General features: G+C 70.7%; 26 protein-coding genes. 4 read left to right on the forward strand and 22 right to left on the reverse strand.

Annotated elements, in window-relative coordinates; genetic code table 11:
- The 6 genes from plsX to rsmD all read right to left on the reverse strand — a co-directional run bounded on the left by plsX (position 1) and on the right by rsmD (position 3,485).
- Positions 1 to 990: a phosphate acyltransferase PlsX gene (gene plsX / locus ACOOHC_RS11455; RefSeq protein ID WP_420450538.1), complete on the reverse strand. Its 990-nt coding sequence runs from the start codon at positions 988 to 990 to the stop codon at positions 1 to 3.
- A 20-nt stretch (positions 991 to 1,010) separates the two neighbouring features.
- Positions 1,011 to 1,190 (reverse strand): 50S ribosomal protein L32, encoded by a 180-nt coding sequence (rpmF, locus tag ACOOHC_RS11460; RefSeq protein ID WP_420450539.1) that lies wholly within the window; start codon positions 1,188 to 1,190, stop codon positions 1,011 to 1,013.
- Positions 1,191 to 1,327: 137 nt separating this feature from the next.
- Positions 1,328 to 1,843, reverse strand: coding sequence for a YceD family protein (locus tag ACOOHC_RS11465; protein ID WP_420450540.1), 516 nt, complete (start codon positions 1,841 to 1,843; stop codon positions 1,328 to 1,330).
- Between the two features lie 21 nt (positions 1,844 to 1,864).
- Positions 1,865 to 2,464 (reverse strand): hypothetical protein, encoded by a 600-nt coding sequence (locus ACOOHC_RS11470; protein ID WP_420450541.1) that lies wholly within the window; start codon positions 2,462 to 2,464, stop codon positions 1,865 to 1,867.
- Positions 2,461 to 2,964 carry a pantetheine-phosphate adenylyltransferase gene (gene coaD, locus ACOOHC_RS11475; protein ID WP_420450542.1) on the reverse strand — a complete coding sequence of 168 codons (504 nt, stop codon included), beginning with the start codon at positions 2,962 to 2,964 and terminating at the stop codon, positions 2,461 to 2,463. Before coaD ends, ACOOHC_RS11470 begins: the two co-directional genes overlap by 4 nt.
- On the reverse strand, positions 2,961 to 3,485 hold the full coding sequence (rsmD, locus tag ACOOHC_RS11480) for a 16S rRNA (guanine(966)-N(2))-methyltransferase RsmD (RefSeq protein WP_420450543.1): 525 nt from the start codon (positions 3,483 to 3,485) through the stop codon (positions 2,961 to 2,963). The genes coaD and rsmD overlap by 4 nt, the downstream gene beginning before the upstream one ends.
- A 36-nt stretch (positions 3,486 to 3,521) precedes the next feature.
- On the opposite strand from rsmD, the gene ACOOHC_RS11485 reads away from it, so the two are divergent.
- Positions 3,522 to 3,713, forward strand: a complete 192-nt coding sequence (locus tag ACOOHC_RS11485) for a hypothetical protein (protein ID WP_420450544.1) — start codon at positions 3,522 to 3,524, stop codon at positions 3,711 to 3,713.
- Between the two features lie 13 nt (positions 3,714 to 3,726).
- Here the strand turns inward: ACOOHC_RS11485 and ACOOHC_RS11490 are convergent, their stop codons facing one another.
- The 4 genes from ACOOHC_RS11490 to ACOOHC_RS11505 all read right to left on the reverse strand — a co-directional run bounded on the left by ACOOHC_RS11490 (position 3,727) and on the right by ACOOHC_RS11505 (position 10,472).
- Positions 3,727 to 4,374 (reverse strand): endonuclease III domain-containing protein, encoded by a 648-nt coding sequence (locus ACOOHC_RS11490; protein ID WP_420450545.1) that lies wholly within the window; start codon positions 4,372 to 4,374, stop codon positions 3,727 to 3,729.
- 85 nt (positions 4,375 to 4,459) lie between these two features.
- Positions 4,460 to 6,544, reverse strand: a complete 2,085-nt coding sequence (locus tag ACOOHC_RS11495; RefSeq protein WP_420450546.1) for a prolyl oligopeptidase family serine peptidase — start codon at positions 6,542 to 6,544, stop codon at positions 4,460 to 4,462.
- A gap of 16 nt (positions 6,545 to 6,560) precedes the next feature.
- Complete coding sequence (recG, locus tag ACOOHC_RS11500) at positions 6,561 to 8,687, reverse strand: ATP-dependent DNA helicase RecG (protein ID WP_420450547.1); 2,127 nt, start codon at positions 8,685 to 8,687, stop codon at positions 6,561 to 6,563.
- Positions 8,688 to 8,759: 72 nt separating this feature from the next.
- The gene (locus ACOOHC_RS11505) at positions 8,760 to 10,472 is read right to left on the reverse strand and encodes a DAK2 domain-containing protein (RefSeq protein ID WP_420450548.1); all 1,713 of its coding nucleotides are present in this window, start codon (positions 10,470 to 10,472) and stop codon (positions 8,760 to 8,762) included.
- 99 nt (positions 10,473 to 10,571) lie between these two features.
- Here ACOOHC_RS11505 and rpmB point away from each other — a divergent pair, with 99 nt between their 5' ends.
- The 3 genes from rpmB to ACOOHC_RS11520 all read left to right on the forward strand — a co-directional run bounded on the left by rpmB (position 10,572) and on the right by ACOOHC_RS11520 (position 12,984).
- Positions 10,572 to 10,763, forward strand: coding sequence for a 50S ribosomal protein L28 (rpmB, locus tag ACOOHC_RS11510; RefSeq protein WP_420450549.1), 192 nt, complete (start codon positions 10,572 to 10,574; stop codon positions 10,761 to 10,763).
- Positions 10,764 to 10,774: 11 nt separating this feature from the next.
- Positions 10,775 to 10,999, forward strand: a complete 225-nt coding sequence (locus ACOOHC_RS11515; RefSeq protein ID WP_420450550.1) for a hypothetical protein — start codon at positions 10,775 to 10,777, stop codon at positions 10,997 to 10,999.
- Positions 11,000 to 11,193: 194 nt separating this feature from the next.
- Positions 11,194 to 12,984: a phosphoenolpyruvate carboxykinase (GTP) gene (locus ACOOHC_RS11520; RefSeq protein ID WP_420450551.1), complete on the forward strand. Its 1,791-nt coding sequence runs from the start codon at positions 11,194 to 11,196 to the stop codon at positions 12,982 to 12,984.
- Between the two features lie 177 nt (positions 12,985 to 13,161).
- On the opposite strand, the gene rpmA is transcribed toward ACOOHC_RS11520, so the two are convergent.
- From rpmA to clpX, 12 genes are all read right to left on the reverse strand, one after another.
- Positions 13,162 to 13,425 (reverse strand): 50S ribosomal protein L27, encoded by a 264-nt coding sequence (gene rpmA, locus ACOOHC_RS11525; RefSeq protein ID WP_420450552.1) that lies wholly within the window; start codon positions 13,423 to 13,425, stop codon positions 13,162 to 13,164.
- A 15-nt stretch (positions 13,426 to 13,440) separates the two neighbouring features.
- Positions 13,441 to 13,752, reverse strand: coding sequence for a 50S ribosomal protein L21 (gene rplU / locus ACOOHC_RS11530; protein ID WP_420450553.1), 312 nt, complete (start codon positions 13,750 to 13,752; stop codon positions 13,441 to 13,443).
- Between the two features lie 14 nt (positions 13,753 to 13,766).
- Complete coding sequence (locus ACOOHC_RS11535) at positions 13,767 to 13,964, reverse strand: hypothetical protein (RefSeq protein WP_420450554.1); 198 nt, start codon at positions 13,962 to 13,964, stop codon at positions 13,767 to 13,769.
- Positions 13,965 to 14,332: 368 nt separating this feature from the next.
- Positions 14,333 to 16,246, reverse strand: a complete 1,914-nt coding sequence (locus ACOOHC_RS11540; RefSeq protein WP_420450555.1) for an Rne/Rng family ribonuclease — start codon at positions 16,244 to 16,246, stop codon at positions 14,333 to 14,335.
- A 253-nt stretch (positions 16,247 to 16,499) separates the two neighbouring features.
- Complete coding sequence (locus ACOOHC_RS11545; protein WP_420450556.1) at positions 16,500 to 17,660, reverse strand: FtsW/RodA/SpoVE family cell cycle protein; 1,161 nt, start codon at positions 17,658 to 17,660, stop codon at positions 16,500 to 16,502.
- Positions 17,661 to 17,666: 6 nt separating this feature from the next.
- Positions 17,667 to 19,868 carry a peptidoglycan D,D-transpeptidase FtsI family protein gene (locus tag ACOOHC_RS11550; RefSeq protein WP_420450557.1) on the reverse strand — a complete coding sequence of 734 codons (2,202 nt, stop codon included), beginning with the start codon at positions 19,866 to 19,868 and terminating at the stop codon, positions 17,667 to 17,669.
- A 60-nt stretch (positions 19,869 to 19,928) separates the two neighbouring features.
- Complete coding sequence (locus ACOOHC_RS11555) at positions 19,929 to 20,468, reverse strand: hypothetical protein (RefSeq protein WP_420450558.1); 540 nt, start codon at positions 20,466 to 20,468, stop codon at positions 19,929 to 19,931.
- 19 nt (positions 20,469 to 20,487) lie between these two features.
- Positions 20,488 to 21,696 (reverse strand): rod shape-determining protein MreC, encoded by a 1,209-nt coding sequence (locus tag ACOOHC_RS11560; protein WP_420450559.1) that lies wholly within the window; start codon positions 21,694 to 21,696, stop codon positions 20,488 to 20,490.
- A gap of 31 nt (positions 21,697 to 21,727) precedes the next feature.
- Positions 21,728 to 22,762 carry a rod shape-determining protein gene (locus ACOOHC_RS11565; RefSeq protein WP_420450560.1) on the reverse strand — a complete coding sequence of 345 codons (1,035 nt, stop codon included), beginning with the start codon at positions 22,760 to 22,762 and terminating at the stop codon, positions 21,728 to 21,730.
- Between the two features lie 123 nt (positions 22,763 to 22,885).
- Positions 22,886 to 23,296 carry a nucleoside-diphosphate kinase gene (gene ndk, locus ACOOHC_RS11570; RefSeq protein WP_420450561.1) on the reverse strand — a complete coding sequence of 137 codons (411 nt, stop codon included), beginning with the start codon at positions 23,294 to 23,296 and terminating at the stop codon, positions 22,886 to 22,888.
- 154 nt (positions 23,297 to 23,450) lie between these two features.
- Positions 23,451 to 24,740, reverse strand: a complete 1,290-nt coding sequence (locus tag ACOOHC_RS11575; RefSeq protein ID WP_420450562.1) for a bifunctional folylpolyglutamate synthase/dihydrofolate synthase — start codon at positions 24,738 to 24,740, stop codon at positions 23,451 to 23,453.
- A gap of 56 nt (positions 24,741 to 24,796) precedes the next feature.
- Positions 24,797 to 26,077 carry an ATP-dependent Clp protease ATP-binding subunit ClpX gene (gene clpX, locus ACOOHC_RS11580; protein ID WP_420450563.1) on the reverse strand — a complete coding sequence of 427 codons (1,281 nt, stop codon included), beginning with the start codon at positions 26,075 to 26,077 and terminating at the stop codon, positions 24,797 to 24,799.
- Positions 26,078 to 26,125: the final 48 nt, after the last annotated feature.

Genomic DNA, 26,125 nt, shown 5'->3' on the forward strand with positions numbered 1-26,125 from the left:
TTACCGGCCGCCGCCGGGGCGGATCGCGGCGGCGATCTCGGCGGTGACGTCGTGCTCGACCATGTCGCGCGCCACCCCGATCCCGTTGCGGATCGCGTCCGCGCCCGACGACCCGTGGGCGATGATGCACACGCCGTCGACGCCGAGCAGGGTGGCGCCCCCGTAGGTGTCGGGATCGAGCGAGCGGTGCAGCGGCAGCAGCGCCGGCATCAGCGCCTCGGCCGGCGCGGCGTACTCGGGTTGCGAGAACGCCTCGAGCAGCGCGGCGATGACCGTCTTCATCCCGCCCTCGAGGGTCTTCAGCACGACGTTGCCCGTGAAGCCGTCCGTCACGCACACGTCGAGAGAATCGCTCATCACGTCGCGTCCCTCGACGTTGCCGACGAAGTCGATGCCGTCCGTCCGCACGAGGAGGTCGTGGGTCTCCTTGCGCAGGTTGTCGCCCTTCGAGGGCTCCTCCCCGATCGACAGCAGCCCGACCCGGGGCCGGTCGATGTCGAAGCGGTGGCGGGCGTAGATCGAGCCCATGATCGCGAACTGGACGAGCCAGTCGGGTTGCACCTCGGCGTTGGCCCCGGCGTCGAGGAGCACGGTCGGGGTCGACCCGGGCACCGGGATCGGAGTCGCGATCGCCGGGCGCTTGACCCCGGGGATGCGGCCCATCCGCAGCAGGGCCGACGCCATCGTCGCACCGGTGTTGCCCGCCGAGATCATCGCCCCGGCGCGCCCGTCGCGCACGGCCTCGGCGGCGCGCACCAGGGTCGAGTCCTTCTTGCGACGGACCCCCGCGGCCGGGTCGTCGTACATCCCGATGACCTCGGACGCCTCGATCAGGTCGATGACCGAGCCGTCGGGCGCGTGCCGACCCTCGAGGTCGGGAGGGCCGACCAGGACGACGGGGATGCCGTCCCCGACCGCGGCGTGGGCACCCGCCACGTTCGGGGCGGGTGCGTCGTCGCCGCCCATCGCATCGACGGCGACCGGGAGCATCGTGGGCGTTCGGTCAGATCTCAGTCGACGTCGATGACGTGACGGTCGCGGTACCAACCGCACGACGGGCAGACCGTGTGCGGGATCTTGGCCGCGCTGCACCGCGGGCAGACGCTGCGCGCCGGAGCCTTGAGCTGCCACGCGCTCGCCCGGCGGCTGCGCGTCTTCATCTTCGACATCTTCTTCTTCGGGACAGCCATGATCGCTCTCGTTCTCTCCGTCTCGACCGGTGTGGGGGCTCAGTCGTCGGTCGTCGGGGCCGCATCACGTTATCGGCGCGGTCGCGTCCTCCAACCCGCTCCCCCGGGGACGCCGGGCCCGCGACCGGCCGGTCGGCTCAGTCGTCGAGCACGAGGCCGTCGAGAGCCGCCCACCGGTCGTCGCGCACCTCGGTGTCGCACCCGCAGGCGGTGACGTTCAGGTCCGCGCCGCACTCGGGGCACAACCCGGCGCAGTCCACCCGGCAGACGCGCTCGTCGTCGAGCTCCAGCAGGGCCGACTGGCGCGCCATCGGCGCGAGATCGAGCTGGTTGTCGACGATCTCGAACGCCTCCTCGTCGATCAGCTCCACCTGGTACAGCTCGTCGACCTCGGCCACCGACTCGCCGGCGAGGTCGGTCAGGCAGCGCCGGCACGGGCGCGACCAGGGCACGACCACCGCCCCGCGGACCGTGATGCCGTCGGTCAGCGACTCGAGCCGCACCCCGACGACCACGTCGCCGTCGAGCGCCTCGTGATCGACGTCGAGCTCGTCTCCCGGCGCGCTCACCTCGATCTCGCGGATCGTCCCCGGCTGGCGCAGCAGCTCCAGGGCGTTCACGCGCAGCGCACGTGGCGCGCTCGACTCGGCCATGGCTCCGAGCCTACGGCCGGGTCAGGCCTCCTGGTCGAAGAACGGGTTGGACTCGTTCTCGACGGGTTCCTGGCCGACCGCCTCGGCGCTGCCGATCGACAGGCGGTGGCGGCCGGCGTGGACCGTCTTGCCCAACTTGTCGAGGAGGATCTCGAACGACCCCAGCCGCTGGTCGAGGAAGTCCTCGGTCTCGTGCTTGAGCCGGCGCGAGTCGGCCTCGGCGGTCTCCATCACCTGGCGGGCGCGCTGCTCCGCGGCGCGCACGACCTCGGTGCGCTGCACCATGCGCTCGGCTCGCACGCGAGCGGCCTCGAGCAGCTCGTCGGCCTCCCGGCGCGTCTTGGACACGAACTCCTGGCGCTCCTTGAGCATCCAGCGGGCCTGGCGAAGCTCATCGGGCAGCCGGTTGAGCGACTCCTCGAGCAGCTCGATGATCTCGTCGCGGTCGATGCGCGGCGACGACGACAGCGGCATCGTGGGCGCGGTCGCGACGATGTCGATCGCTCGCCTCAGGAGGGTCTCGGCGTCGCCGACGTAGTTGCCGTGATCGTCGACCTCGGAGTAGTCGTCGTCGTCGACGACGTCGTCGTAGCCGTCTCCGTCGGTCTGGTCGTAGGTCATCGGGGTGCTCGGTTCTGCTCGCTGCCGTCGAATCGCTCGGCCAGTGCGTCGGCGACGACACGTGGCACGAGGTGCGCGACGTCCCCACCGTACTTGGCGATCTCGCGCACGAAGCGGCTGCTGACGAACGCGAGGTCGGGCCGGCACGGCAGGAACACGGTCCGCACCCCCGCCGCCGAGTGGTTCATGTGCGCCATCTGCTGCTCGATCTCGAAGTCGCCCGGGGTCCGCAGGCCCTTCACCACGAAGTCGGACCCGGTCGCCTCGGCGGCCTGCACGGCGAGCCCGGCGTGCTCGCTCACGCTCACCCCGCTCAGGTGGGAGACCGCCGTGCGCGCCATCTCGACGCGCTCGTCGACGTGGAACATCCCCGAGTCCTTCGCGTGGTTGTGCAGCACGGCCACCACCACCTCGCCGAACAGCTCCCGGGCGTGCTCGATCACGTCGAGGTGGCCGAGGTGGAGCGGGTCGAAGCTGCCCGGGTAGAGCACGCGGCTCACGCCGCCACCCCCTCGCGCTCGAGGAAGCTGACCCAGGTGCGGCCGTAGCGCTTGGAGCGCGTCAGCGTCCACCCGGGTCGCTCGTCGACCGACCGGCCGGCCTCGGCCACGACGAAGGGAGCACGGATCGAGGCCATCAACCGGTCCCACGCGTCGAAGTCGTAGGGAGGGTCGGCGAACACGATGTCGACGTCGATCGCACCCGCCACCGCCATCGCGTCCGATCGCACCACCCGGCTGCGACCGCCGAGGTCGAGGTTGGCGAGGTTGCCGTCGAGGGCGCGCAGCGCGGCGCGGTCGCGCTCGACGAAGGTGCAGTGGGCCGCGCCGCGCGAGATCGCCTCGATCCCCACGGCCCCCGTCCCCGCGTAGAGGTCGGCCACCACGGCGTCGACGAGGATCCCCGACGACCCGAGGGCGTTGAACACGGCCTCGCGGACCCGGTCGGTGGTCGGTCGGGTCGAGGTCCCGTCCGGGGAGACGAGCTTGCGACCTCCGAGCTCTCCTGCGATCACGCGCATCGTCGCACTGTACGCGGACCGGGCCATGATGGCCCGATGTTCGCCCCTCCCCCGCAGATCACGTGCATCGACTGCGGCGGACGGTGCTTCCTGCTGACGGCGCCCGCCGAGGACGGGGCGTGGGAGGAGGGTGACGTGGTCGCGTACCGCTGCGAGGACTGCCTCGACCGCTGGGACCTCGTGCTGGAGGAGTCCGACATCGAGTCCGACGGGCGCCCCGACTGGTGAGCGACGACCCGGCTCAGCGGCCGGACTCGGCGAGGATCCGCTTCTTCGTGGCGGCCCAGCTGCAGATCGGGCACGTCGACAGGTCGTGACGGCGAGCGGGGCAGTGCTCGCGCCCGAAGTAGATGATCTGCAGGTGACGTCGGCTCCAGGTCTCCTTCGGGAACACCGCCTTCAGGTCGCGCTCGGTCCGCTCGACGCTCGACCCGTTCGACAACCCCCACCGGGCCGCGAGGCGGTGGATGTGGGTGTCGACGGCGAACGCGGGCTCGTCGAAGCACCCGCCCATCACGACCGACGCGGTCTTGTGGCCGACCCCGGCGAGCGACTCGAGGAACTCCCAGTCACCGATCACCTCTCCCCCACGGTCGACGATCTGGTTCGCCATCGTCCACAGGTTCTTCGCCTTCGTCGGCGCGAGGCCGATCTGGCGGATGTGGCGGAGGATCTCGTCGGGGTCCAGCGCCGCCATCTTCTCCGGGGTGTCCGCCACGGCGAACAGCTCGGGCGTCACCTCGTTCACCTTCTTGTCGGTGGTCTGCGCCGAGAGGGCGACGGCGACCAGGAGGGTGTACGGGCTCGTGTGGTCGAGCGGGACCGGGGGGTCGGGGTGGAGCTCGTCGAGGATCTCCCCGATCCGGTCGGCCTTGTCCTGGCGTCGCACCCCGCGCAAGCTACCCGGTCCGCGGTGCGAGCTCCCCGGTCCGCGGCGCGACGCCGCCGGTCGACGAGCCGTCCGATCGCCACCGTCACCGGTCCATGAGGCGATCGCGCAGGAAGCCGAGGACGAGGGCCTGCATCGTCGCCTGCTGACGGGCGTCGGCCGCACCGCCGTGGCCGCCCTCGATGTTCTCCCAGTAGGTGACGTCCTTGCCCATCGACTCGAGCAGCGCAGCCATCTTGCGGGCGTGACCGGGGTGCACCCGGTCGTCTCGGGTGGAGGTCGTCAGCAGGATCGGCGGGTGCTCGACGTCGGGGTCGACCAGGTGGTACGGCGAGTAGCCCCGCAGGTACGACCAGTCGTCGGGCTCGTCGGGGTCGCCGTACTCGGCCATCCACGACGCTCCCGCCAGCAGCAGGTGGTACCGCGCCATGTCGAGCAGCGGGACCTGGCACACGACCGCCCCGAACAGCTCCGGGGTCCGCACGTACATGTTGCCGACGAGCAACCCCCCGTTGCTGCCCCCGGAGATCCCCAGCCTCGGCGCTGAGGTGGTCCCGCGATCGACGAGCGCGCGGGCGACGGCCTCGAAGTCCTCGTAGACGCGCGGGCGTCTCTCACGCAGCCCGGCGCGGTGCCACGCCGGGCCGTACTCGCCTCCGCCACGGATGTTCGCGACCGCGTAGACCCCGCCGTCGACGATCCACGACCGCCCGATCACCGCGGAGTACGCGGCGAGGCGCGGCACCTCGAACCCCCCGTAGCCGGTCAGCAGCGTGGGTCGGTCGCCGTCGGACTCGGCGAGGGCGGCGCGCGTCCCGACCACGAAGAAGGGGACGCGCGTCCCGTCCGCGCTGGACGCGAAGTGCTGCTCGATCTCCACGTCGTCGGCGTCGAAGCGGTGCGGGGACCGGCGCAGCACGGCCGGCCGCGCGTCGGGCTCGGCGACGTCGAGGACGGACAGGGTCTCGGGCGTGGTGAAGTCGGTGCCGACGATCCACACGTCGTCGCGCTCGGCCGGGTCGACCGCGCTCGCGGACGCCGTCCACACGTCGGGTGCGCCGGCGATCGGCTGGATCGTCCACGGCCCGCCGTCACCGTCGGGTGGGGTGGCCACCGACAGGACGTCGCGGACGTCGTCGAGGACGTCGAGCACGACGTGGTGGCGGGTGCAGGCGAACCCCGACAGCGACCGGGTGTCGGTCGGTGCGAACAGCGCGGTGGGCGCGGGCGTCCCGGAGAGGAACGCGTCGAGGTCGGCGACGATCAGCGATCCGCCGGGGAAGGTCGAACCGGCGAGCTCCAGATCCGAGCGCGGCGAGACGAAGATCCACCGCTCGTGGACGCTCACCTCGGTGTCGTCGGGGACGTCGACCTCCACCCACTCGGTGCCGCGCAGGATCGCCGTGCGCGAGGTGAAGAAGTCCGGAGCCCGCTCGACCACGTGGTGCCGGTGGCCGGGGACGTCCGACACCGAGACGCCGACGGCGACGTCGGACTCCTCGCCCTCGTACACGATCTCGGACTCCTCGATCGGGGTCCCCCGCCGCCACCGTCGCACGGCGCGCGGGTACCCGGACCGGGTCAGGCTCCCCGGACCGAAGTCGTTGGTCACGTACACGGTGTCGTCGTCGATCCACGTCAGGCCGCCCTTCGCGAGGGGCCGCGTGAACCCGCCCTCCGACTCGGGGACGAACCGCTTCTCGACCAGATCGAACTCCCGGGTCACCGACGCGTCGGAGCCGCCGGGCGACAGGTCGACGAGGGCGCGCCGCCGGTCGGGTCGGCGGGTGCTCGAGCCGTGGAACACCCACGACTCGCCTTCCTCGGCGCACAGGGCGTCGATGTCGAGCACCGTCTCCCAGTCGGGCTCGCCGGCGCGGTAGTCGTCCCAGCTCGTCCGCCGAACCAGGCCCCGGCGGTGCTCGGAGTCGGTCCAGAAGTTGTGCACCACGTCGCCGTGGCGCGACGGGTGGGCGATGCGGTCGTCGGCCTCGAGCACGTCGAGGGTGTCGGCGCGGATCCGCTCGAAGTCGTCGGTCCCGAACAGCTCCGCCTCGGCGCGCTCGTTGCGCTCCCGGACCCAGGCGAGGGCGTCGTCGCCCTCGACGTCCTCGAGCCAGCGCAGCTCGTCGTCGGGCAGGTCGCTCGGGGCGGAGGGGACATCGCTCATCGCCGCGACCGTACCGTCAGCCCCGGGCGAGGAACTCCTCGTCGCGGTCGCTGAACACCAGATCGAGCTCGTCGGCCAGGAGCGGGTGCCCGGCGAGCTCGTCGTCGGCGTCGACGAGCTCGAACGCGGCGCGCCGGGCGTCCTCCACCAGCGAGCGGTCCCGCCGCAGCGACGCCAGCTTGAGGTCGCTGCGACCCTTCTGCGACGTCGACATCAGCGTCCCCCCGCCACGCAGGTCGAGGTCGACCTCGGCGAGCTCGAAGCCGTCCGTCGACGCCACCAGCGCCTCGACCCGCGGGCTCCCGTCCTCGATGTCGCGGGTCACCAGCCAGCACATCGAGGCGTGCTCACCGCGCCCGACTCGTCCGCGCAGCTGGTGGAGCTGGGCGATGCCGAACCGGTCGGCGTCGAGGATCACCATCACGGTCGCGTTCGCGACGTCGACGCCGACCTCGATGACCGTGGTCGCGACGAGCACGTCGAGCTCGCCCGAGCGGAACGAGTCCATCGTGGCCTCCTTCTCCGCCGACGGCAGTCGGCCGTGGAGGAGCCCGAGCCGCATCCCGGACAGCTCGTCGTGCGCCAGCCGCTCGTGGGTCTCGAGGGCGGACGCGGCCTCGAGCTTGTCGCTCTCGTCGATCAGCGGGCACACGACGTAGGCCTGCCGACCGGCCGCGACCTGGTCGCGGACGTCGGCCCAGGCCTCGGCTTCGAGCAGCGGCCCGTTCGCCCAGCGCGTCGCGATCGGGGTCCGGCCGGGGGGCAGCTCGTCGAGCACGCTGACGTCGAGGTCGCCGTAGACCGTCATCGCCGCGGTGCGCGGGATCGGCGTCGCCGTCATCACCAGCGTGTCGGGGGTCGGACCGGAAGCGGTCCGGTCGCGCAGCGCGGCGCGCTGCTCGACGCCGAAGCGGTGCTGCTCGTCGACGACGACGACGCCCAACGAGGCGAAGTCCACCTTCTCCTGGATCAGGGCGTGGGTGCCGATCGCGAGGTCGACCGTGCCGTCGGCCAGCCCGGCCAGCACGCTCGTGCGCTCCGCCCCGGACACCCGGTTCGTCAGCAGCTCGACGCGCAGCGGGCGGTCGCCGAACAGGTTCGCCGGGTCGGGCACCACGACGCCGTCGAGCAGGCGCGAGATCCCCACCGCGTGCTGCTCCGCGAGCACCTCGGTGGGCGCCATGAGAGCGGCCTGGTGCCCGCCCTCCACCGCCCGCAGCATCGCGGCCACCGCGACGACGGTCTTGCCGGCGCCGACGTCGCCCTGCAGCAGGCGGTGCATCGGATGCGGCGCGGCGAGATCCTCGCCGATCTCCGCGATCACCCGCTCCTGGGCTCCGGTGAGCGGGTACGGCAGCGACGCGCGGAACCGCTGCGCGAGCTCGCCGCCATCGGCGTGCGCGATCCCGCGAGCGTCGCGCTCCATCCGTCGCTTGCGCGCCACGAGCACGAGCTGCACGCGCAGCAGCTCGTCGAACGCCAGCCGGTGCCGGGCGATCTCCTTGTCGCGGATCGATTCGGGCAGGTGGATGTCGTGCAGCGCCCGCTCGCGGTCGACGAGGCGGTGCCGCTCGCGCACCGCTGCGGGGACGGGGTCGGCGATCCCGCGCTCCGCGCACCGCCGCAACGACTCCTCGACCCAGGCGGCGATCTCCCACGTGCTCACCCGGGCCTTCTCGCTCTGGGGGTAGATGGGGACGATCCGCCCGGTCCGGTCCCCGATCAGGTCGACGATCGGGTTCGCCATCTGCAGCCCGCCCCGGTAGGTGCCGGCCGTGCCGAAGAGGGCGACCTGGAGGCCCTCGGTGAGCTGGCGGGATCGCCACGCCTGGTTGAAGAACACGAGGTCGAGGCGACCCGAGTCGTCGCCGACCGTGACGTTCAGCATCGAGCGCCGGTTGCGCGTCGTGCGTGCGCGAGCCGAGCGGACCGTCGCGATGACCAGCGCCTCCTCACCGGGCACGAGATCCGCGATGCGCGCCTCGCGGCTGCGATCGACCCACCGGCGGGGGTAGGTCGTCACGAGGTCGAGCACGTTCTCGATCCCGAGCTGCTCGAGCGCCTCGCGCTTCTTCGGTCCGACGCCGTGCAGCCGCTCGATCGGGATCGCCGCCAGCTCGCGCGAGGTGATCGACCCGCTCATCCTCGCCACGTTAGGCACGACGGGCGCCGGGAGGGACGGCTGCGCTCCGCCTCGCCCGGGAGCGGCGCCGGGCTACTCGACGCCGACGAGGTACGGGTAGAGGGGTTGGCCTCCGTGGTGGACCTCGACCTCGACGGCGGCGTGGTGGTCGGCGAGCCAGGCCGCGATCCCCTCGGTGGTCGCCGCCTCGGCCTCCGCGCCGGTGATGATCGTGACCAGCTCCGCGTGGTCGTCGACGACCACGTCGAGCAGGGAGGTGACGGCGCTCGGCAGCGAGGCGTCGCACGCGACGATGCCGTCGCCGCGCACCAGGCCGATCCAGTCGCCCTCGCTGACCGGGCCGACCTCGGCCGTGGTGTCGCGCACGGCACGGGTGACCTCGCCGGTCGTCACCGATGACGACGCAGCCGCCATCGTCGCACGGTTCTCCTCACCGGTCGCCTCGGGGTCGTACACGATCAGCGCCGCGAGCCCCTCGGGCATCGACGTCGTCGGGACGACGACGACGGACTTGTCGGTCAGCGCATCGACCTGCTCGGCCACCGGGACGATGTTCTTGTTGTTCGGGAGCACGACCACCTGGCGGGCGTTCACGTGCTCGACGGTGTCGAGCAGCTCGGCGGTCGACGGGTTCATCGTCTGACCCCCGGTGACGACGCCCTGCACGCCGAGCTGGCCGAACAGCTCGACGAGGCCGTCGCCGGAGCACACCGCGACGACGGCGGTCGTGACCGGCGGCAGGCCGGCGCCGGCACCGGGTCGGCGGCGGCCGGCCACCTCCCGGGTCGAGGAGCCCATCTGCGCCTCACGCCGTGCGTGCTCCTCGTCGACCTCCTCGAACAGGTCGGTGACGCGGATCTGGCGGGGTCGTCCGTCGAGGTCGAGGGCGACCTCGACCGCGGCGCCGACGTCGTTGGTGTGGACGTGGCAGTTGTAGAGGCCGTCGCCGCCGACGACGACGATCGAGTCCCCGATCGAGGCCCAGCCCCGGCGGAAGTCCTCGAGCCGGTCGTCGTCGAGGTCGAGGAAGTACATCACCTCGTACCGCAGCTCGCTCACGTCGAGCTCGCCGCCGACGTCCGACATCGGGCGCGTCGCCGACCGCGTGGCGGCGTCGGGCGTCGGCCCGGCGGAGTCGTCGGGCTCGGGCAGCGGGACGCCGTCCACGACGTGGAGCGCGGCGTCGAGCAGGAGCAGGTAGCCCGCTCCCCCGGCGTCGACCACCCCGGCCTCCTTCAGCACCGCGAGCTGCTCGGGGGTGTTCGCGAGGGCCTCACGACCCGCGGCGTGGGCCGCCTGCACGACCTCGAGCAGGGTGCCGCCGCCGTCGGAGGCGTCGCGAGCCGCCTCGGCGCTCTTCCGCACGACGGTTAGGATGGTCCCCTCGATCGGCTTCATCACGGCCTGGTCGGCCCCCGTCGACGCCGCCTGCAGCGCGTCGGCGAAGCGTCCACCACGATCTCCGCGCGCCTCGTCGTCGCTCCTCATGGTCGCCGCGATGCCGCGCATGATCTGGCTGAGGATGACGCCGCTGTTGCCGCGCGCGCCCATCAGCGACCCGTGGCTGATGGCGTCGCAAGTGGCCTCCAGGTCGTCGGGGGCGATGGGGTCCATCTCGTCGACGACGGCCTGCAGGGTCCGCGACATGTTCGTGCCCGTGTCGCCGTCGGGGACCGGGTACACGTTCAGCCGGTTCAGTGCCGCGGCGTGCGCGACGACTGCGTCGCGGAAGGTCGTGACGAGGTCGCGCAGCGCTGCGGCGTCGAACCGCTCGAGGGTGGGCACGGCACGGAAGTGTAGGGCGACGGCTCCATCCGGTTGCACGGTGGCGATGCACCGCTAGCCTCAGATGGCTGTTCGAACCGAATGCACCAGGAGAAGATGATGGCATCCAAGTGTGAAGTGTGTGGCAAGGGCCCGTCGTGGGGCATGTCGGTCTCCCACTCGCACCGCCGGACGAAGCGGCGCTGGAACCCCAACATCCAGCGCGTGCGGGCATCGGTCAACGGCGCCACCAAGCGCGTCAACGTCTGCACCGGGTGCATCAAGTCGGGCAAGATCGCCAAGGCCGGCTGAGCCGCCCGATCATGCAGGGCGTCATCAAGGCCTACGATCCCGCCACCGGTGACGGTCTGATCATGACCGACACCGACCTCGCCGACTACGAGCTGGCTCCCGGCGCGCTCGACGGGTCGATCTTCCGGATGGTCCGCCAGGGCCAGCGGGTGATCTTCGACCTCGACGACGTCGGGCGCGCGACCCACCTGCGCCTCGGTTCCGAGGTCGACATGGGGACCCCCGGCATCCACTGACCCGTCCGCCTCCGAGCTGCGATCGCTCGAAGCGATCCGCACGCCGACGGCGATCGGAATCTCCGATGGGCCCATCGGAACGGCGGATGGAAGCGATTACAGCCCGGCCCAGCGGGTCGGGTTCGTGTCGCGTTGCCTACGCTGTGGCGTTCACGAGCGCGCAGGGTGCGCTGCGAGGTGAACGAGGAGCGACGATGAGCGGTACGACGAGCAACCAGCGGCTGAAGGACTGGGTCAAGGAGTGGGCCAGCGTCATGCAGCCGGCCGACATCTACTGGTGCGACGGGAGCGCCGAGGAGTACGAGCGCCTGGCGCAGGAGCTGGTCGACGCCGGCACGTTCACCAAGTTGGACGAGGCGAAGCGCCCGAACAGCTACTGGGCGCACTCCGATCCCGGTGACGTGGCCCGGGTCGAGGACCGCACCTTCATCTGCTCGACGGAGGAGTCCGACGCCGGACCGAACAACAACTGGCGCGACCCCTCGGAGATGCGCGCCGAGATGCGCCGCTTGTACAGCGGTTCGATGAAGGGCCGCACGATGTACGTCGTCCCGTTCTCGATGGGACCGCTCGGCTCCGACATCGCGCACATCGGCGTGCAGCTGACGGACTCGGCCTACGTCGCGACGAACATGCGGATCATGACCCGGATGGGCCAGGGCGCCCTCGACGTGCTCGGCGACGACGGCGAGTGGGTGCCCTGCCTGCACTCCGTCGGCGCCCCGCTCGACGAGGGAGACACCGACGTGCCGTGGCCCTGCGACGCCGACAACAAGTACATCGTCCACTTCCCCGAGACGCGCGAGATCATGTCCTACGGGTCCGGCTACGGCGGCAACGCCCTGCTCGGCAAGAAGTGCTTCGCGCTGCGCATCGCCTCGGTGATGGCCCGCGACGACGGGTGGCTGGCCGAGCACATGCTCATCTTGAAGCTGACGAACCCCGACGGCGAATCGAAGTACATCGCCGGCGCGTTCCCCTCGGCGTGCGGCAAGACGAACCTCGCGATGCTCGTGCCGACCATCCCCGGCTGGACCGCCGAGACCATCGGCGACGACATCTGCTGGATGAAGTTCGGCGAGGACGGCCAGCTGCGGGCGATCAACCCCGAGGCCGGCTTCTTCGGTGTCGCTCCCGGCACGAGCCACGAGACGAACCACAACGCGATGGAAACGCTCTGGGGCAACTGCATCTTCACCAACACCGCGCTCACCGACGACGGCGACGTGTGGTGGGAGGAGATGACCGAGGACCCGCCGGCACGCGCGACCGACTGGAAGGGGAACCCCTGGAACCCCGAGCACGACACCCCCGCAGCGCACCCCAACGCCCGCTTCACCGCCCCGGCCGACCAGTGCCCCTCGGCGGCCGACGAGTGGGAGGACCCACGGGGCGTGCCGATCTCGGCGATCCTCTTCGGTGGTCGTCGTCGCACGACCGTGCCGCTGGTCACCGAGGCCGACGACTGGGAGCACGGCGTGTTCCTCGGCTCGATCATGGCGTCGGAGAAGACCGCGGCGGCCGAGGGGGTCCAGGGCGAGCTGCGCTTCGACCCGATGGCGATGCTGCCGTTCTGCGGCTACAACTACGGCGACTACTTCGCCCACTGGCTCTCGATGACGGATCGCACCGAGGAGGCCAAGCTCCCGAAGATCTTCTTCGTCAACTGGTTCCGGCGTGACGACGAAGGCCGCTTCCTGTGGCCGGGGTTCGGCGAGAACAGCCGGGTGCTCAAGTGGGTGTTCGAGCGCTGCGACGGCACCGCCGAGGCCGTCGACACCCCGATCGGCAAGCTGCCGAAGGACGGCGCCCTCGACCTCGACGGCCTCGACATCGACGCCGACGACCTCGACGCCATCCTGTCGGTCGATACCGAGGGATGGAAGCAGGCGGTCCCCCAGATCCGCGACCACTTCGCCCGGTTCGGGGATCGCCTCCCCGACCAGCTCAACCGCAACCTCGACGAGCTCAAAGCCGCTCTCTGACGCGCCGTCGGGACGCATCGCCCCGGGGACGAGCCCCGGCGGCGATGCGCCCCGGCGAGGTGCGAGCCGAGGCGGGTGCGACCCGCTCGCCCGCCCTCACGACGACGAACGCCCCGACCGTTCGGTCGGGGCGTTCGCAGATCGTGGGAGCCGGCCCGGACGGGGGCGGCGGGTGCGTCAGGCGTCGACGTCGGCCGTCAGGATGTCGACGACCTTGCGGCCCTTGCGGGAGCCGAACTTGACCGCGCCGTTCGCCGTGGCGAACAGGGTGTCGTCCTTGCCGATCTTGACGTTGTGGCCCGGGTGGAACCGGGTGCCGCGCTGGCGGACGATGATCGATCCGGCGTGGATCTGCTCACCGTCGAAGGCCTTCACGCCGAGGCGCTGGGCGTTGGAGTCGCGGCCGTTGCGGGTGGAACCGCCGCCCTTGGTCTTGGACATGTCGTGCCTCCTGGCTCAGCTCGTCGCGATCGAGGTGATCTCGACCATGTGGTACTTCTGGCGATGGCCGTACCGACGGCTCTCGTTGCGTGAGTTCTTGTAGGTGAACCCGTTGATCTTCGGGCCCGTGGTGCGACCGACGATGCGGCCCGTCACCGAGGCTCCGGACAGCTCGTCGGGAGTGGACAGCACCGTGTCGCCGTCGACGACCATCACGGGGCGCAGCGACACGTCGCTGCCCTCGTCGCCGTCGAGCAGCTCGACACGGACCTGTTCTCCCTCGGCGACCTTTTCCTGCTTGCCGCCCGAAGCGATGATTGCGTACATAGCGACTCGCGATGCTAGCGGCAGCACTCGTCGGCCCCACCGACCGGTGAGAACTCGACCTTCAGCTTCTTGGACAGCCGCCCGGACGCGACGATCCGCATCGCCTCGGCCATCCCCACGAGCTGGGGCGCGACCAGGATCCGGAAGCGCTCGTGGCGGAGCGTGCGGTACGGGGCGAGGTTCTTCCCGCTGACGTTGGTGTCGACCGACACCTCGGCGACCTTGCCTCAACCGGTGGGACGGATGAAGTCGATCGACATCGTGCCACCCCGCCGCTCGAGCAGGGCGGCGGCGTCGGGTGTCAGCTCCAGGCGCATGCCACGGATCCTAGGACCGCCGCACCGCCGCGCCCTGTCGCGGACGGGGTCGGCGCCCCGGAGCTCGCAGCGGGCCGCGCTGCCACGGGCCGCGGATGGCGACCGAGCAGCCCGACGACGACCGCACGTCGGCGAACAGGGTGTCGCCGTCGTGGCTGGAGGTCGCGCCGGCGAACCCCCTGGCTGACCCGGCTCGGATCGGCGAAGCGCGGAGCGGGTCTCGACCGGGTCCGCGACGGCTCAGCTCGGCGCGTCGGCGCGGGTCACTCGAGCATCCCGTAGTCGACGATCACCCCGCGCCCGTCGCAGTCGGGGCAGATCTCGCTGTACTCGGTCAGCAGGCCCTCGCCGATGCGCTTGCGCGTCATCTCGACGAGACCGAGCTCGCCGATGTCGAACACCTGGGACCGGGTCTTGTCCCGGGCGAGCGCGTCGCGCAGCACGGCGACGACCTTGGCGCGGTTGTCCTTGATCTCCATGTCGATGAAGTCGATGACGATGATCCCGCCGATGTCGCGCAGCCGGAGCTGCTTCGCGACCTCCTCCGCGGCTTCCATGTTGTTGTGGAACACCGTCTCCTCGAGGTTCGACTTGCCGACGTTCTTGCCCGTGTTGACGTCGATGACGGTCAGCGCCTCGGTGTGCTCGATGATCAGCGACCCTCCCGACGGAAGCCAGACCTTGCGGTCGAGGGCCTTGTGCACCTGCTCGTGGACGTGGAAGCGCTCGAACACCGAGAGGCCCTCGGCGTCGGTGTCGTAGCGCTCGATGCGGTCGGCGAGCTCGGGGTTGAACGCCTGCACGTAGTCACGGACCTCGGCGTGGAGCTCGGCGTCGTCGATCATCACCCCGCGGTAGTCCGCGCTGAACTCCTCGCGGATCACGCGCACGGCCAGCTCGGGCTCGCGCGACAGCAGGGTCGGGCGCTGCGCCTTCGCGGCCTTGCGCTCCACGTCGGCCCACTGCGCGAGGAGGACCCTCATGTCGGCGACGAGCTCGTCCTCGGTCGCGTGCTCGGCGGCGGTGCGCACGATCAGGCCGTGCTCGGCGGGCTTGACCCGGTCGAGGATGCCGCGCAGGCGCTTGCGGACGTCGTCGGGCAGGCGCTTGGAGATGCCGTACGTCTTGGAGTTCGGGATGAGCACGACGAAGCGGCCGGGCAGCGAGATCTCCTGGGTGAGGCGAGCGCCCTTGTGCGCGATCGGGTTCTTGGTGACCTGGCAGAGGATCATCTGCTTGTTCTTCAAGATGTCCTCGATGCGCGGGTTCTTGCCCTTCACCTCGATGTCGCCCGGGTCGTACTGGACGTCGCTGCGGTAGAGCACGGCGTTCTTCGGGGTGGTGATGTCGACGAAGGCCGCCTCCATGCCGGGCAGCACGTTCTGCACCTTGCCGAGGTAGATGTTCCCGTGGATCTGCGCGACGTCGTCGGCCGGTCGGCTGACGTAGTGCTCGATCAGGTTGCGTCCCTCCAGCACCGCCACCTGAGCCATCCCCGGTCGGACCTGGACGCACATGAAGTAGCGCCCGATCGGCTTGCCGTTGCGCTCGCGGCCCTTGCGCTGCTCGATCAGGTCGTCGTCGCGGATGTCGCGCTCACGTCCCTTGCCGCGCCCCCGTCGGCGGCCGTCGCCCTCGCCGCGGCGACCCGAGCCGCGCCCCTTCGAGCGCGCGCCGGTCGGTTCCGTCGCCGAGCCGGCGGACCCCTTCGATCCCTTCGACGCGGTCCGCGCCGCGTCGCCGGCCGCCTCGCCGCCGTCGTCGACCCCGCGGCCGCCGCCTCGCTTGCCCTTGCCCCCACGTCGGCGACGCTTCCCGCCTCCGCCGCCGCCGTCGTCACGGTCGTCGGCCTCGTCGCCTCGCGGTCTCGCCGGCCCGGGAGGCGGCGACGACGGCATCGGCATCGTGTCGCCGATGCGCGGCTTGCGCACGAGCGCCTTCTCGGCGGCGGCAGCCGACGGGCGGCCCTCGGAGATCTTCTCGGGGAGCTCGACGTCGTTGCGGTCGTCGCCGCCGACGGGCCCCTCCGAGCCGCTGCGCGATCGGCGAGCCTCAGCCGTGCCGCTCCCGCCCTCTCGCCGCGGGGGTGCCGAGCGCGACCCGCCCGACGAGGACGAGCCCCCCGGATCGGAGTCGGATCGCGTCGCCACCTCGGAGGCGGGTTGGTCGTCGTTCATGTCGGATGGGTCCCTTCTCGCGGAGGCGCGGGCAGGCGCGGCGCTCCGGCGGCGTCGCCGGGTCGGCGGACGACCGGGTGACGACTGACGTGTGAGGACCGCCGCATCGGGTGATGGGGCGGATCGAACGTGTGGACAGCGGTGACCGACTCGGCGTCGAGAGATCAGGGAGTCGGGGTGTCGCGCTCACGTGAGCACCGAGTGTACGGGCCGTCCGACGGGGCGTGACGGACCGGCCCCGGGCGGGGGCGGCTCACCGCATCCGACGCATGTGCACCGACTGCACCAGACCGAACATCGCGAAGTAGACGATCAAGCCCGACCCCCCGTAGCTGATGAACGGCAGCGGGAGCCCGGTGACCGGCATGATCTTCAGCGTCATCCCCACGTTCTGGAACGTCTGCCACAGCAGCATCACGAACACCCCCGCGCACACGTAGGTGCCGAGCAGGTCGCGCGACAGGTGCGCGATGCGCCAGATCCGCACCAGGCACACCCCCACGAGAGCCAGCACCAGAGCGCACCCGACGAGACCGAACTGCTCCCCCACCCCGGCGAACGGGAAGTCCGCGAACATCACCGGGATGTTCCCGTCGTTCGTCAGCGGTCCCTGCAACCACCCCTTGCCCCAGATCCCGCCCGTGCCGAGCGCGCGCATCGCGTTGTCCGCCTGGTAGGTGTCGTCCGGGCTCGCCGCTCCCGGGTCGATCAGCACCCTGATCCGGGTGATCTGGTACGTGTTCACGAGGCGCCCGAAGAACGCGGCGGCGATCGTGGCGACCGACAGGAACGAGATCGCCAGGATGTAGCGCGCCTTCGCGCCGGCGACGAGCAGCACCCCCATCGCGATCGACACGATGACCGAACCGGATCCGAGGTCGGGCTGCACGATGATCAGCACCCCCGGCACGCCGACGATCATCAACCCGCCGAGGAAGCGCGCGTACGACACCTCGTCGCTGCGCTCCTCGGCGAGGAACGCCGCGAGCATCAGCAGGGTCGTGAACTTGGCCAGCTCGGCCGGTTGCACGTTGATCGGGCCGAGGTCGAAGAACAGGTCGTTGCCCCCGCCGAGGCGCGCGAACAGCAGCAGCACGACCAGGGAGGCGATCGTCAGGGTGTAGAGCGAGCGGGCGCGGTCCTTCCAGAACTCGTAGTCCGCGCTCATCACGACGATCATCACGACCGCCGCGACGATCGCGAAGATCACCTGGCGGTTGACGTAGAAGAACTCGTCGGAGAACCGGTCGATCGCCGGCGTGCGCGAGGTCGAGAACACGACGAAGAACCCGATGACGGTGAGCATCAGCTGGGCCGACATCAGCACCCAGTCGATGTTGCGGGTCGGGTCGGCCGGACTCGCCTTGATGTTGCCCAGACCCGAGTCCGGCTTGCGCGAGAGGAAGCTCGTCACGCCGCCTCAGTCCAGCGGGTCGAGGGACGGGGCGAACTCGCCCTCGTAGCACGACGTGTCGTCGAGGCGGTTCTCCGGTGCGGGCACGAGGTTCGTCGTGTCGAGCGGATCCGACAGCTCGACCGGGTCGGCCGGGGTGATGCCCGACAGCTGGAGGAACACGCACTTCACGACCGGCCCCGCCGCGGAGGCCCCGTAGCCGCTCTTCTCCAGGTACGCGGCGACGGTGAACGGTCGCTCGGGGTCCTTGCTGTACGCGGCGAACGCGGACGAGTCGTTCCACGGGTAGTTCTCGAAACCCTGGGCGGTGCCCGTCTTGCCGGCGACCGGGATCGCCTCAGGGGGGTACCGACGGAACAGCTTCTCCCCGGTCGTCGAGTGGTACTGGTCGCTGAACGTGCCCGGGCCGGTGACGACGCGCCGGAGGCCGTCGTCGATCTCGGTGTGGATCTCGCTCGACATCGGCACCTGGCGCACGACCTCGCCGGCCACGTTGGGCTCCTCGGCGAAGCGTGCCCGGGCGATGTCGGCGTACCCCGGCTCCACGGCGTCGGGGACCCCCGGCTCGTAGACGGCCCGGATGATCTCCGGGCGGTACACGGTGCCCCGGTTCGCGATCGCGGCGTACCCGGTCGCGAGGTGGAGCGGGGACGCCGACAGCAGACCCTGGCCGATCGCGAGCTGGACGTTGTCGCCGGTGTAGTAGTCACGCCCCTCGTCCTCGGTGATCACCCCGAGCTGCGCGTAGCGCGCCTTGAGCTCACGATCGGGCACGGTCCCGTCGAACTCGAAGGGGAGATCGATGCCCGTGTCGGCGCCGAAGCCGAACAGGCGGACCTGGTCCTGCAGGACCGGACGGTTGTCGTTGCGGGTCATCAGCAGCTCGCCGATGCGGTAGAAGAAGGCGTCGCTCGAGACGGCGAGCGCGAGGGTCACGTCGACGGGGCCGTACACGCAGGGCTCCCCGAGGCGCGGGCACGTCGCGTTCTTGAACACGCAGCGCACCTGCTGGCACAGGTCGTCGGTGATCGACTCCATCCGGTAGGTGCCGGTGTCGTCGTAGGTCGACCCGGTGTCGAGCAGCCCGGTGCTCAGCGCGGCGTACGCGGTGAACGGCTTGAAGGTCGAGCCGAGGTTGTACCGACCCTGGATCGCGCGGTTGACCAGGATCGAGCGGTCGGGGTCGATCGGGGTGCCGTCGGGGTTCACGGACGGGAAGAGCTGCTCGAACCGACCGTCGCCGAGATCGGACTCGAACCACCGGTTGTCGAAGGTCGGGTAGCTCGCGAGAGCGACGATGTGGCCGTTGTCGTGGTTCTCGATCACGACCGCCCCGGCCGGCGCCTTGAACGGCACCTCGGGGCCCTGGGTCGGGTCGACACGCTGGTTCGACTCGGAATCGACCGGGTTCGGCGCGAGCTCGGTGCGCCGCAGCTCGAGCTGGGTCTCGAGCGCCTGCTCGGCGAACTGCTGCTGGTCGAGGTCGATGGTGAGCTGGATGTCGTTGCCGTTCACCGCCGGGATCCGCTCGACCTCGCGCACGATGCGGCCCGACTTGTCGACCTCGAACACGACGCGACCGGGGCGACCGTGCAGCTGGTCCTCCATCGACAGCTCGACGCCGAACTTGCCGACCCGCTCGATCAGCTCGTAGCCGCGGTCGAGGTACTCGTCCTTGGTCTCGGCGGTGATCCGACCCATGTAGCCCACGACGTGGCTCGCGAGCGGCGCGTACGGGTAGACCCGGCGGGCCTGCTCGATGATCTGCACCCCCGGGAGGTCCTCGACCCGCTCGAGGATCGCGGCCGCCGTCGGCTCGTCGACGTCCTCGGCGACCGGCATCGGCAGGAGGCGCTCGAACTCGCCGCTCCGGTAGCGCTCCTCCATCTCCTCGACGGGCACCCCGACCCACCCGGACACCCGCCGGAAGATCTCCGCCCGATCGTCGGAGGGGCGGATCAGCTCCCAGTCGATGGCGACCGTGAGCACCCGCTCGTTGTCGGCGAGGATGCGGCCGTCGGCGTCGAAGATCCGGCCACGCTCGGGGAGCAGCGGCACCGTCTGGCGCTTGATCTGCTCGACCTCCTCCTGGAGGGCCTCCTGCTCGATCGTCTGGATGAACCACAGCCGGGTCCCCACGAGGCCGAACAACATGGTCGCGACGAGGGCGAGGACGCCCAGGCGCGTGGCACGTTTGTCGAGAGCCATGAGGACCAGTGTGCCTGCGAACGCCGGGTCATCTGGTGCGCGGCGCGCAGAAGTCGGCGCTCAGCCCGGCTCCTCGGCCGCGGGCGCCGTCCAGGCCGGTCCCCGGATCTTGAGGCACCACCGGCTCACGGGCAGCAGGACCGGGCTCATCACGGCCGCCGCCGCCGCGACGACGACGACGATGCGGACCATGTCGCTCGGCCACGGGTCGTCCTCGCCGATGAACAGCCGGACGGTGGGCAGCATCGCCTCGCCCGCGGCCGAGCCGAGCGCGACGAACAGCGCCCTCAGCCACCACTGCGGGTCCGCGGCGATCAGGGCGAGCAGCCCCGACACGACACCGGCGACGGTGAACGCGATGGCCGTCGAACCGAGCGGGGTCCCCTCGACCAGGTCGAACATCGACCCGAGGACGAACCCGGCGACCGCGCCACGCTCGGAACCCCCGCTCGCGCCGGCGGCGGCGACGAGGGCCAGCACCACCTGGACGATCACCCCGCCGAGTCGGATCTCGGCGAACACGGTCCGCTGGAGGGCGAGCACGACCATCCCGACGGGGATCAACCGGACGAGCGAGCTCTGCAGGAACGCGGCGATCATCGCGTCGCGCGCCGGGCGCTCAACGCTCGGCGACTTCCGACAGCGGCCGGTACAGGACGACCCGGACGATGTTCAGCGTGTCGAGGTTCGCGTTCAGCTGGACCTCGAGGAGCGGTCCCGCCACCCCGGGTCGGTCGGCCCGGTTGATCACCCGACCGACCGGGATGTTCGGAGGTGCCAGGCTCTCCGACCCACCGGCGGTCTCGACGAGGTCACCCTCCTCGAGCACGGCGAGCGACGGCGAGTCCTGCATGAAGCGGATCTGCGACGGGCGACCCGCGCCGCGGCCCTCGAGCACGCCGAACTCCTTCTCCAGCGCGACGGGCTCGGGGACCACCGCGATCGTCGTCGTCGTGGTCGTCGACGTAGTGGTGTCGGCTCCGTCGGCCCCGGCACCGGTGGCGTCGGAGCCGACCGGCTCGTCGCCGGCGACCGTCGTCGTGGTGTTCGCCGGGTCGTCGGGGTCGCCGGACTGCGGCAGGCGGGGCTGGTCGCCGAACACGTCGAGCGGGGTGGTGCCCGTCGGTGGCGCCTCGGCTCCGGGGAGCGTCGTCGGGGAGGTGCTGGTGGTCGACGTCGACCGCTCGATCACAGCGTCGACCTCCTCCGGGGTCAACCCGGACGGGACCGTCCCGTCGCCGGGGGTGGTCGCGGGGTCGTCGTCGCCGGTCCCCGCCAGGATCTCGACCGCCACCGAGTAGCGGGGGTCGGTGACCAGCATCACCTTCGCCGTCGTCGCGTTGACCTGGGTGATCTTGCCGATCAGGCCGGCCCCGTTGACGACCGGCATCCCAACCCGGATGCCCTGGTCGCTCCCCTTGTTGATCTCGACGATCTGGTCGAGGTTGTTCGTCGCCCCACCGATCACCTGGGTCTTGACGCTCTCGATGCCCGCGAGCGAGGGGAGCTCGTCGAGGTCGAGCAGCGCCAGGTAGTCGATGATCGCCGCCTCGGCCGCCGCCTCCGCGCCGAGCTGGCGGTCGATCTTCTCGCGCAGGATCCGGTTCTCGCGCTCGAGGTCGTCGTAGTTCGTGTAGGAGTTCCACGCCCGCTGGACCGGGTTGGTGACCACCCCGGTGGCGGTCTCGACCGGTGCCATGGCACGCGAGAACCCGTCGCGGATCGTGTCGAGCACGGGGTTGCCGCGCACGTCGAGCGTCAGCAGCAGCGCGGCGCTGAGCAGCAGCGCGATGACGACGCGACGACGGCCGACGGTGTAGATGGCCATGGTGTCGAGCGGATCCCGGAGCGCGGACCGCTCAGTCTTCGCCGCCCATCGACATCAGCCCGCGCATCGCGTCGATGTTCTCGAGCGCACGGCCCGAGCCGATCACGACGCTGTAGAGCGGTTCGTTGTCGACCCGGATCGGCATCCCCGTCTCGTGCTTCAGCCGCTCGTCGAGGCCACCGATGAGGGCGCCGCCGCCGGTGATCGTGATGCCGTCCTCCATGATGTCGGCGGCGAGCTCCGGCGGGGTCTTGTCGAGCGTCGTCTTCACGGCGTCCACGATGGCAGAGATCGGCTCCGCGAGGGCTTCGCGCACGTGCTCGGTGGTGAGCTGGATCGTGCGCGGCAGTCCGGAGATCAGGTCGCGGCCGCGGATGTCGGCGGTGAGCTCCTCCTCCATCGGCCACGCGGAGCCCATCTGGATCTTGATCTCCTCGGCGGTGCGGTCGCCGATCGCGAGGGAGAACTCCTTCTTGACGTACTGCAGCACGGCGTCGTCGAGCTCGTCGCCGGCGACGCGCACGGACTGGGCGGTGACGATCCCCCCGAGCGAGATCACCGCGACCTCGGTGGTGCCTCCGCCGATGTCGACGATCATGTTGCCCGACGGCTCGTGGACGGGGAGGTCGGCACCGATCGCGGCGGCCATCGGCTCCTCGATGATGTGCACCGGCTTGCGTGCGCCGGCGTACTCGGCGGCGTCCTGGACGGCACGCTGCTCGACGCCGGTGATCCCCGACGGGACGCAGATGACCATGCGCGGCTTCGACCACTTCGAGGCGTGCACCTTCTGGATGAAGTAGCGCAGCATCTTCTCGCACACCTCGAAGTCGGCGATGACGCCGTCCTTGAGGGGGCGGATCGCCTTGATGTGGTTGGGGGTGCGGCCCATCATCCGCTTCGCCTCGAGGCCGACGGCGACCGGTCGACCGTCGTTCACGTTGATCGCGACGACCGACGGCTCGTCGAGCACCACTCCCTGGCCCCGGACGTAGATGAGGGTGTTCGCGGTCCCGAGGTCGATGGCGAGGTCTCGCCCCAGGCTCAGTGGGTTGTTTCGGGCCACGCTCCGGCCCTCCCTTCGAGAACTGCTTCGTTCGTGCGGGTCGGACACACCCGGGGTGCCTCGATCCGGCGGGGATCTGGATGGACGGCGCGGCTCGGTGGTGCGCCGGCCGGCTGCCCGATGCTACAGATCCGGGAAGAAGATGCCGATCTCGCGCTGCGCGGACTCCGACGAGTCGCTGCCGTGGACGAGGTTCTCGGTGAACAGGATGCCGAGGTCTCCACGGATCGTCCCGGGCGCCGCGTCGCGGGGGTTCGTGGCGCCCATCATCGTGCGCACGACCTGCCAGGTGTCCTCCGGTCCCTCGACGACCAAGGCCACCACCGGCCCGCGGCTCATGAACTCGACCAGCTCGTCGTAGAAGCCCTTGCCGACGTGCTCGGCGTAGTGCTCGGCGAGGGTGTCGGTGTCGAGCGTCCGCAGGTCCATCGCGACGACGTCGAGGTTCTTGGCCTCGAACCGACCGACGATCTCGCCGACGAGCTTGCGCTCCACGGCATCGGGCTTGAGCAGGACCAACGTGCGATCGGGCATGGGCTCGAAGCTACCGGTGCCGCTCGTTCGAACCTTCGTGCCCGGTGCCGTCCGTCCGGGGACCGCCGTCGGCGACGAGGCGCGCCCGCCCTCGCGGGCGACCACGTCGGGCGGGATCCTCCCCCTCCCCCGACCGGACCCGACGACGTCGGTGTCAGTCGGAGCGCTCGGCGAGCACGGGGCGGGCGGCGCCGGCGGTGTACAGGCTGCCGGTGACGAGGACGGCGTCGTCGCCGTCGGCGTACTCGAGCGCCCGGCGGCACGCGGCCTCGACCGTGTCGAACGCGACCACGTGGTCGCAGTCCAGCTCGGCGGCCGCCTTCGCCATCTCGGCGGCGGGGACCCCGCGCGGCGTGGGCGCGGTCGCGACCAGCACGAGGTCGAACTCGTCCGCGCGCAGAGCCGAGAGCATCTGCAGCGGGTCGCGCAGCGTGGCGACCACGAGGATCCGCCGACCGTCGGGGTGGAAGTCGTCGAAGAACACCTGCGAGCACACGTCGGCCCCGGCCGGGTTGTGCGCGCCGTCGACGATGACGAGGGGTTGGCGACCCATGATCTCGAACCGGCCCGGGACCACGACCTCGCCGAACCCCTCGCCCACGACCTCCTCGGAGAGCGGCGAGGCGAAGAACGTCTCGACCGCCGCCAGCGCGAGCGCGGCGTTGTCGCCCTGGTGCGCGCCGTTGAGCGGGAGGAAGACGTCGGTGTAGATCGTGGTCGGCGTCCGCAGGTCGAGCAGCCGACCGTTCACGGCGAGAGCGTTGCTCGTCACGGCGAAGTCGTCCCCGCGCACCAACGTGGCCGCTCCCCCGGCGTCGCGGAAGATCCGGACCAGCTCGGGATCGGTCTCTCCGACGATCACCGCGGAGCCCGGCTTGACGATGCCGGCCTTCTCGCGGGCCACGTCGGCGAGGGTGGGCCCGGCGAACTCGTTGTGGTCCATGCCGATGTTGGTCACCACCGCCACCTGCGCGTCGACCACGTTGGTCGCGTCCCAGCGACCGAGCAGACCGACCTCGACGACCATGACGTCGACGGCGACGTCGGCGAACCACCGGAAGGCGGCCGCGGTCAGGATCTCGAAGTACCCGGGGTCCTGGCCCACCAGCGGCGCGACCTCGGCCACCGCGCTGATCTGCTCGGCGAGCTCCTCCTCCGAGATCGCCTCCCCGTCACGCCGGAACCGCTCCGTCACCCGCTCCAGGTGGGGGCTGGTGTAGGTGCCGACCGTGAGCCCCTGGGCCATCAGCAGCCGCGAGATCATCTGGACCGTCGACCCCTTGCCGTTGGTCCCCGTGACGTGGACGACGGGGGCGGTGCGCTGGGGGTCGCCGAGCGCAGCGCAGATCGCCGTGATCGGCTCGACGGACGGCGAGTCGATCCGGCCCGTCTTCTGGTACGACATGTGCTCGTCGAGGTACGCGAGCGCGTCGGCGAAGTCCATCGGGTCGATCCTCGGGGTGGTGCGGGTGGTGCGGGACGGTGCGGTCGCGCCGACGCTCAGGAAGCGGCCTTGCGCTGGCGCGTCGCCTTGCGCGGCACGAGCGTGGGGTTCACCTTGTCGATGACCGTCTCGGCGTCGATCACGACCTTGCCGATGTCGGTGCGACCCGGGAGGTCGTACATCGTGTGCAGCAGCACCTCTTCGAGGATCGCACGCAGGCCGCGCGCTCCGGTGGATCGCAGGAGGGCCTGGTCGGCCACCGCGTGCAGGCCGTCGTCGGTGAACTCGAGCTCGACGTCCTCGAAGCCGAAGATCTTCTCGTACTGCTTGACGAGGCTGTTCTTCGGCTCGGTGAGGATCGCCTTCAGCGCGGCGTGGTCGAGCGAGCGCACGGCGCCGACCATCGGCAGGCGGCCGATGAACTCGGGGATCATGCCGAACTTCACGAGGTCCTCGGGGAGCACCTTGGAGAACAGCTCGCCCGGATCGCGGTCGATCTGGCTGCGCACCGTGCCGTTGAAGCCGACGCCCTTGTGGCCGATGCGGTTCTCGATGATCTCCTCGAGGCCGGGGAACGCCCCGCCGAGGATGAACAGCACGTTCGTGGTGTCGATCTGGATGAACTCCTGGTGGGGGTGCTTGCGCCCGCCCTGGGGCGGCACCGACGCCTGGGTCCCCTCGAGGATCTTGAGCAGCGCCTGCTGCACGCCCTCACCCGACACGTCTCGGGTGATCGAGGGGTTCTCGCTCTTGCGGGCGACCTTGTCGATCTCGTCGATGTAGACGATGCCGGTCTCGGCGCGCTTCACGTCGAAGTCGGCGGCCTGGATCAGCTTGAGGAGGATGTTCTCGACGTCCTCGCCGACGTAGCCGGCCTCGGTCAGCGCGGTCGCGTCGGCGACGGCGAAGGGGACGTTGAGCTGGCGTGCGAGCGTCTGGGCGAGGTGCGTCTTGCCGCAGCCCGTCGGGCCGAGCAGCAGGATGTTCGACTTGGTCAGCTCGACGTCGTCGCGGCGGCCGACCGTGCTCTCGTTGTCGGCCTGGTGCTGGATGCGGCGGTAGTGGTTGTAGACCGCGACCGACAGGATCTTCTTCGCGTCCTCCTGCCCGACGACGTACTCGTCGAGGAACGCGCGCACCTCACGCGGGTTCGGGAGGGTCTCGAACGAGACGTCGGCGGTCTCGGTGAGCTCCTCCTCGATGATCTCGTTGCACAGATCGATGCACTCGTCGCAGATGTACACGCCGGGCCCGGCGATCAGCTTCTTGACCTGCTTCTGGGACTTCCCGCAGAACGAGCACTTCAGGAGTTCGCCGGTGTCGCCGAATTTCGCCACTGTCGATTCCCCTCACTTCCGTCTGTCGTACGTCGTCGGCGCGCCGCG

The sequence above is a fragment of the Ilumatobacter sp. genome (assembly GCF_965215205.1).
GTDB lineage: Bacteria > Actinomycetota > Acidimicrobiia > Acidimicrobiales > Ilumatobacteraceae > Ilumatobacter_A.